The organism is Solidesulfovibrio sp. (assembly GCF_029978005.1).
Classification (GTDB): Bacteria; Desulfobacterota; Desulfovibrionia; order Desulfovibrionales; family Desulfovibrionaceae; genus Solidesulfovibrio.
This window is the reverse complement of sequence record NZ_JARKOZ010000118.1, coordinates 1-6843: the sequence shown is the minus strand read 5'-3', so window position 1 is coordinate 6843 and position 6843 is coordinate 1. Positions and strand designations below refer to the sequence as shown.

General features: G+C 67.9%; 9 protein-coding genes. All 9 read left to right on the top strand.

The features are described from left to right. Window positions 1-218, top strand: a 218-nt coding sequence (locus Q1K70_RS13465; RefSeq protein WP_300160575.1) for a response regulator, incomplete at its 5' end; no start/stop codon positions are given. Next, complete coding sequence (locus Q1K70_RS13460; RefSeq protein ID WP_300160572.1) at window positions 178-1119, top strand: ATP-binding protein; 942 nt, start codon at window positions 178-180, stop codon at window positions 1117-1119. The genes Q1K70_RS13465 and Q1K70_RS13460, both read left to right, overlap by 41 nt. Before the next feature lie 27 nt (window positions 1120-1146). Beyond that, window positions 1147-1536, top strand: coding sequence for a response regulator (locus Q1K70_RS13455; protein WP_300160569.1), 390 nt, complete (start codon window positions 1147-1149; stop codon window positions 1534-1536). Between the two features lie 86 nt (window positions 1537-1622). Further along, the gene (locus Q1K70_RS13450) at window positions 1623-2414 is read left to right on the top strand and encodes an A24 family peptidase (protein WP_300160567.1); all 792 of its coding nucleotides are present in this window, start codon (window positions 1623-1625) and stop codon (window positions 2412-2414) included. Between the two features lie 105 nt (window positions 2415-2519). Beyond that, entirely contained in the window at window positions 2520-2858 is a 339-nt protein-coding gene (locus Q1K70_RS13445; RefSeq protein WP_300160564.1) for a hypothetical protein, read from the top strand. Between the two features lie 133 nt (window positions 2859-2991). After that, window positions 2992-4149 carry an ABC transporter permease gene (locus Q1K70_RS13440; protein WP_300160561.1) on the top strand — a complete coding sequence of 386 codons (1158 nt, stop codon included), beginning with the start codon at window positions 2992-2994 and terminating at the stop codon, window positions 4147-4149. A 3-nt stretch (window positions 4150-4152) separates the two neighbouring features. Further along, window positions 4153-4941 (top strand): ATP-binding cassette domain-containing protein, encoded by a 789-nt coding sequence (locus tag Q1K70_RS13435; protein ID WP_300160558.1) that lies wholly within the window; start codon window positions 4153-4155, stop codon window positions 4939-4941. A 36-nt stretch (window positions 4942-4977) separates the two neighbouring features. Then, on the top strand, window positions 4978-5985 hold the full coding sequence (locus Q1K70_RS13430) for an MlaD family protein (protein ID WP_300160555.1): 1008 nt from the start codon (window positions 4978-4980) through the stop codon (window positions 5983-5985). Continuing rightward, complete coding sequence (locus Q1K70_RS13425; RefSeq protein WP_300160551.1) at window positions 5982-6593, top strand: PqiC family protein; 612 nt, start codon at window positions 5982-5984, stop codon at window positions 6591-6593. The genes Q1K70_RS13430 and Q1K70_RS13425 overlap by 4 nt, the downstream gene beginning before the upstream one ends. Window positions 6594-6843 lie beyond the last annotated feature (250 nt).

Genomic DNA, 6843 nt, shown 5'->3' with positions numbered 1-6843 from the left:
TGGACGGGCTGGCCGTGCTCAAGGAGATCAAAAAGCGCCATCCCCTGGTCGAGGTCATCATCCTGACCGGACATGCCTCGGTCGAGGCCGGCATGCAGGGCATGTCGCTCGGGGCCTACGATTACGTGCTCAAGCCCGTGGATTTCGGCGAACTCCTGGAAAAGGCCAGAAAGGCCCATGAACGCAAAGAACTCAACGAAGCCCGAAGCCGGCCCTGAAGGCTTCGCCTTTCCGCCGCTGTGGCCGCATACCGTGCTCGCGCCCGGCCTTGCCGGCGCGGCCGTGCTCGCCACGCTCCTCACGCCGCCGGCGGTCGACGTGGCGCTGGCGCTCGTGGCCGGGGCCATCTGCATCGGCTCGGCGCTCACGCTGGCCCGGCGCATCCGGCGCGGCGAAGGGGAGCTGCGCGAAATGGACCTGCGCCTGCTCCATTCGCAAAAGCTCGCCGCCATCGGCGAACTGTCCTCGGGCATCGCCCACGAAATCAACAACCCCCTGGCCATCATCACCCAGGAGCTCGACCTGGCCAGGGAGATCACCGCCGACTGCCAGGGCCTCTCCGACGAGGACCTCTCGGACGCCCGGGACAGCCTGCGCGAGATCGCCAAGCAGGTGGACCGCTGCCGTCAGATCACCCACAAGCTGCTCAACTTCGCCCGCAAGATGGAGCCCGTGCTCCAGGAGGAGGCCCTGGAGCAGGTCATCGAGGACATGGCCCTGCTGGTGGAGAAGGAGGCGCAGGGGCGCGGCGTGGCCATCGCCCGCGACTACGCCCCGGACCTGCCCCACGTGCGCACGGACGTGCCGCTTCTGCGCCAGGTGATCCTCAACCTCCTCACCAACGCCCTGCACGCCACGCCCCCGGGCGGGACCATCACCCTGCTCACCCGGCGCGCCGACGGGCAGGTGTCCATCGCCGTGCGCGACACCGGCTGCGGCATCGCGCCGGAAAACATGGAAAAGATCTTCGACCCCTTCTTCACCACCAAGGAGCCGGGCAAGGGCACGGGCCTTGGCCTGTCCGTGTCCCACGGCATCGTGGCCCGCCTGGGCGGCTCGCTTGCGGCGACAAGCCGGCCCGGCCAGGGCGCGACCTTCACCGTAACCCTGCCCCTGTAACGCCAACCCCGCGAAACGGAGCGATCCATGGCCGACCCCATCCGCGTGTGCATCGTCGACGACGAGGAACGGTTCCGCGACACCCTGGCCAAGCTGCTCTCCCGGCACGGGTTTTCCGTGCGCACCGCCGGCGGCGGCCAGGAGGCCCTGGAGCTTCTGGCCCAGGCCCCCAGCGACGTCATCGTGCTCGACGTCAAGATGCCGGGGCTTTCCGGCGAACAGGCCCTGCCGCTTCTGCGCGCCGCCTGCCCCGAGGCCGAGGTGCTCGTGCTCACGGGCCACGCCTCGGTGGACATCGCCTCGGCCATGATCGCCGGCGGCGCGGCCGACTACCTGCTCAAGCCCTGCCCCACCGAGGAACTCGAAGGGGCCATCCGCGCCGTCTACGACCGCCGCCAGGCGACACGGCCGAGGTAGGACGTCACCTTGCCGTCGCATGGCGACGGCGGGCCCCGCCCGCCGTACCCCTTGACGCCGGCGGGCACGGCCGCCAAAAGACCCTGATGCCCCAAACACTGCCCCTCGCCCTTTTCCCCCATCTCTTCCCGGGGTTCGCCGCCGTGCTGGGCCTCGTGCTCGGCAGCTTCTACTCCGTGTGCGTCTCGCGCGGCATCTCCGGATCCTCCATCGTGCGCCCGCCCTCCCACTGCCCGCGCTGCGGCCACCGCCTCTCCTGGTGGGAGCTTTTGCCGGTCGCAAGCTACCTCCTGCTCCGGGGGCGGTGCTCGGCCTGCCGCGAGCGCATTTCGGCCCTTTACCCTCTCATCGAGCTGGCCTCGGCCGCCTGGGCGGTCCTGGCCGCCCTGGCCTTCGGCCCCACATGGTGGTTTCTCGCCTACCTGGCGCTGGGCGGGCTCTACATCGTGGCCTCGGGCATCGACTTCCAGGTCTACCTGCTGCCCAACGTCCTCACCTACCCGGCCGCGCTCCTCGGCATCGCCATCGGCGCGCTGCGCCCGGACATCGGCCCGACGCAGGCGGGCGTCGGCGCGGCCGCCGGGTTCGGCGTCTTCTGGCTGCTGGCCGCCGGCTACCGCCTGGCCAAGGGCTTCGACGGCCTGGGCGGCGGCGACGTCAAGCTCATGCTCTCCATCGGCGGGGTCTGCGGCGTGCTGGGCCTGCCCTACGCCGTGCTCATGGGGAGCCTGGCCGCCCTCGTCGCCAGCCCCTTCTACGTGCTCGGCAAGGGCCGGGGACGGTCCATGCCCATCCCCTTCGGTCCGTTCCTGTGTCTCGGGGCCATGGCGCAGATGCTCTACGGCCCCGCCATTTTGCGCCTTTTGACCAGACTGTAGAAAATTTCGCGCCGGACCCTTTCGGCTCTGGCCTTTGGCAAGGGCTCCGTGCTAGTCACTAGAAAGCCCCAGATGCGGCATTCCACCAACCCAACGGAGGACAGCATGCGACTTCTCCACTGCGCCCTGGCCATGGCCCTGCTGTGCGTCGCCGTGACCGGTTGCGGCCCGATGAAACCCGCCTCCCCGTCCATGTTCTTCGGCAACTGCATCACGCCGCCGGGTCGCGACCCCTGCGACTCCGACATGGACATCTGCCAGGTGTTCGAAAACGTCATCACGCAGAAGTTCGCCACGGCCGGAGCCTGCCGCACGGCCTGCAACCAGGCGTACAACCGGCTGTACTACCAGGGCTACCAGATGACCGACTGCGCCTATATGCTTTCCCGGGGCAGTGACCTGTGCGAGCAGGAATGCCTGCGCCAGTATCCGTCGCAGAAATAGGCCGGTATCGGGGCGGCGCGGCGGTTTTTTTTCGCATCGACGCCGCTTTGTCGCTTGACAGCCGCCCCGTTCGAGCCCATCGAAGCCGGGTGCCCTGGCGGCGTGCAGGCGATCCTCTTTTCCCATTTTTCCCATGACGTATCAGAAGACCCAAACAGCCCCGGCCGATGCCCCGCGTCGGGAAATCCTCACGGAAAACGGGATCCTGACCCTGCGCCTGACCGGCGTCTGGCGCAAGGACCGTCCCTTTCCCGACATCCAGCCGGTCCTGGCCGCCCTGGCCGCCACGCCGCCGCCCAAGGCCCTGCGCTTCGACACGGCCGGCGTCGCCGGCTGGGACAGCCTGTTCCTCACCCAGTGTCGGGCCATCCTGGCCCTGGCCGGGGAACGCCGCGTGGACGTGGACCTCTCGGGCCTGCCCGACGGCACGGCGAGCCTGCTCGAGCTGGCCCAAAAAGTGCCCGAACGCCAGGGCGCGGCCCGCAAGACGAGCCACGCGCCCTTTCTCGAACGCATGGGCGACCTGGGACTGGGCCTCTACCAGGCCACGGGCAACCTGCTGGAATTCGTCGGCGAGATGACCCTGGCCTGTCTGGCCCTGGCTCGCGGCAAGGCCGTGTTCCAGCGCTCGGGCCTGGTCGCCCTCATGTACCAGGCCAGCATCGAGGCCCTGCCCATCGTCTCGCTGATAAGCCTCCTCGTCGGCCTCATCCTGGCCTTCGTCGGAGCCATCCAGCTCTCCCAGTTCGGGGCGCAGATCTACGTCTCCACCATCGTCGGCATCGCCATGGTCCGGGTCATGGGCGCCATCATGACCGGCATCATCATGGCCGGCCGCACCGGCGCGGCCTACGCCGCGGAACTGGGCACCATGCAGGTCAACGAGGAAATCGACGCCCTGCGCACCTTCGGCTTCTCGCCGACCCAGTTCCTGGTGCTGCCGCGCATGATCGCCCTGGTCGTCATGATGCCGCTCCTTTGCATCTACGCCGACCTCATGGGCATCCTCGGCGGCTTCATCGTCGGCGTGCTCATGCTCAACATCAATCCCGTCCAGTACCTGACCCACACCTGGCAGTCCGTGCCCCTGGCCAACTTCTGGATCGGGCTCGTGCACAGCACCGTCTTCGGCGTCCTCGTGGCCATGGCCGGCTGCTACCGGGGCATGCGCTGCGGCAGAAGCGCCCTGGCCGTGGGGCAGGCCACCACCTCGGCCGTGGTCACGAGCATCCTGGCCATCATCATCGCCACGGCCATCATCACCGTGGCCTGCAACATCATCGGCGTGTGACCCATGGATGCCAGCCAGAATTCAGCCCCGGCCGCCCCCACCGCCGAAACGCCCGCCATCAGGGTCGAGAACCTGACCATGAGCTACGGCGACTTCGTCATCATGCGGGACCTCGATTTCACCGTGCAAAGGGGCGACATCTTCATCATCATGGGGGGCAGCGGCTGCGGCAAATCCACGCTGCTGCGCGTCCTCGTGGGCCTCAAGGAGCCGGCCGCGGGCCGGGTCGTGTACCGGGAAGGGAGCCTGTGGGACGCCGAGCCGGAAAAACGCGACCAGATCCTTCGCCGCACGGGCATCCTCTACCAGTCCGGGGCGCTTTTCAGTTCCATGACCCTGGCCGAGAACATCTCCCTGCCCCTGTCGCAGTACACCAGGCTTTCCCGCAAGGACATCCGTGAGCTGGCCTCCCTCAAGCTCGCCCTGGTCGGCCTGGCCGGATTCGAGGACTTCTACCCGTCCGAAATCAGCGGCGGCATGTGCAAGCGCGCCGGCCTGGCCCGGGCCATGGCCCTGGACCCGGACATCCTCTTCTTCGACGAACCCTCGGCCGGCCTCGACCCCGTCAGCGCCCACCTGCTCGACGAGCTCATCCTGGAGCTGCGCGAGAGCCTCGGCGCGACCTTCGTGGTCGTCACCCACGAGCTGGCCAGCATCTTCGCCATCGGCAACAACTCCGTGTTCCTCAACGTCGACACCAGGACCATGACCGCCAGCGGCGACCCCAAGGAACTCCTGGCCCATTCCACCGACCCCAACCTGCGCCACTTCCTGACCAGGGGCCAGGAATAGCCAGCCGGACACGGCATCCGCAAAAAGGGAACCTCCATGAGCGCCAAAGCCAACAAAACCCTGATCGGCGTCTTCGTCCTCGGCGCGCTGGCCCTGGCCGTGGGCGCCATCGTGGCCCTGGGCTCGGGCATGCTTTTCACCAAGACGTACCGGTGCATCATGTTCTTCCCCAATTCCGTCGGCGGTCTGGAGGTCGGCGCGCCCGTGGTCTTCCGCGGCGTGCCCATCGGCATGGTCAAGGAAATCAGCATCGAGGCCGATCCCGCCCACCTCAAATTCTACATCCCCGTGGTGGTGGAAATCCTCGGCGGCAAGATCAAGCTCACCGGCAAGCCCGGACAGAAGGACCAGAACCTGGTCGATGCCCGCAAGGAGCCCCCCACCAACTTCCTGGCCCAGCTCGTGGACAAGGGCCTGCGCGCCCAGCTCGTCACCCAGAGCTTCGTCACCGGACAGCTCGCCGTCTCGTTGGACCTCATGCCCGACACTCCCGTGCGCATGGTGGGACACACCGACCTGCCCGAAATCCCCACCGTGCCCTCCACTTTCGAAAAACTCACCGAAACCATCAAGCAGCTGCCGCTGCAGGAACTCGTCGACCGCCTCATCGGCGCGGTCACCGGCATCGAGACCCTCGTCAACTCGCCCGAACTCAAGGCCCTGCCCGGGAAAATCGATTCCGCCCTCAACTCCGGCAATTCCCTGCTGACCGACATCCGCGACCGGGTCGGCCCCATGGCCAACAACCTCGACGAGGCCATCAAGAGCTACAACGAACTGGCCAAGCACCTCGACAACCGCACCGAAGGCATCAGCAACTCGGCCAAGCTGGCCCTCAACTCCTTCGACACCACCCTCAAGGACAGCCGCGCCGCCATCAACAACTTCCAGAAGATCGTCAACTCCAACTCGCCCACGGTCACCGACCTTAACCGGGCCCTGGCCGAAATCGCCAACGCCGCCCGCGCCATCCGCGAGTTCGCGAGCTTCCTGGAACGCCACCCCGAAGCGCTCATCCAGGGCAAGGGAGGCCCCCGCAAATGAGCACCACGAACAGCACCGTCCGCAACGCCGCCGTCGCCGCCCTGGCAGCCGGCCTGCTGCTCCTGGCCGGCTGCGGCAAATCCGCGCCGACACACTTCTATTCCCTCAACGCCGCGGCCAAATCCGAGGCCGCCCCAGCCGGGCCCTGCATGTCCGTGGGCGTCGGTCCGGTGGACTTCCCCGCCTACCTCGACCGGGCGCAGATCGTCACCCGGGGCGGCGGCAACCGCATGCACCTGGCCGAATTCGACCAGTGGATCGAAACGCCGCGCGAAAACTTCCAGCGCGTGCTGACCGAAAACCTCGCCGGGCTCGTGTGCGCCAAGCCCCTCGTCACCTACCCCTGGCCCACCGGCGGCCACCCCGACCGCCAGGTCGTCATCCAGGTCGCCCGCTTCGACGGGGTCGTCGGCCAGGACGCCGTGCTGCGCGCCAGCTGGTCCGTCCTTGACGTCGACGGCAACAACCTCGCCTGGAACTCCAACGAATACCGCGAAACCGCCGCCGGACCGGACTACGACGCCCTGGCCGCCGCCCAAAGCCGACTCGTGGAAAAATTCGCCAAGGACGTGGCCGCCTCGCTCGCCGGGAACGGGATGGGGAAGTAGCCGGAGCGTCGATCATCGGGCGTTGCCCGCGTGCCTCCGGCGGCCAGGGCCTTGCCCTGGACCGGACCCATCGGGGCGTTGCCCCGAACCCCACTGGGGGGAGTCACTCCCCCCAGGCCCCCCGTCCGGCGTGGTCGGGCGGGGTTGGCTGCGGTCACCGTTGCGGTTGGCGTTGGCGGACCAAAGACGGGGGCGGAATTTTGCCTGCCGCTGCCGCCGCTTCGCGGCAGGCTCGGCAGGAAAAATTCCG

Excerpts from the sequence above, each read along its gene's own strand:
- Q1K70_RS13440 (WP_300160561.1), top strand. The coding sequence starts at position 2,992 with ATGACGTATCAGAAGACCCAAACAGCCCCGGCCGATGCCCCGCGTCGG.
- Q1K70_RS13445 (WP_300160564.1), top strand. The coding sequence starts at position 2,520 with ATGCGACTTCTCCACTGCGCCCTGGCCATGGCCCTGCTGTGCGTCGCC.
- Q1K70_RS13430 (WP_300160555.1), top strand. The coding sequence starts at position 4,978 with ATGAGCGCCAAAGCCAACAAAACCCTGATCGGCGTCTTCGTCCTCGGC.
- Q1K70_RS13455 (WP_300160569.1), top strand. The coding sequence starts at position 1,147 with ATGGCCGACCCCATCCGCGTGTGCATCGTCGACGACGAGGAACGGTTC.
- Q1K70_RS13450 (WP_300160567.1), top strand. The coding sequence starts at position 1,623 with ATGCCCCAAACACTGCCCCTCGCCCTTTTCCCCCATCTCTTCCCGGGG.
- Q1K70_RS13425 (WP_300160551.1), top strand. The coding sequence starts at position 5,982 with ATGAGCACCACGAACAGCACCGTCCGCAACGCCGCCGTCGCCGCCCTG.
- Q1K70_RS13460 (WP_300160572.1), top strand. The coding sequence starts at position 178 with ATGAACGCAAAGAACTCAACGAAGCCCGAAGCCGGCCCTGAAGGCTTC.
- Q1K70_RS13435 (WP_300160558.1), top strand. The coding sequence starts at position 4,153 with ATGGATGCCAGCCAGAATTCAGCCCCGGCCGCCCCCACCGCCGAAACG.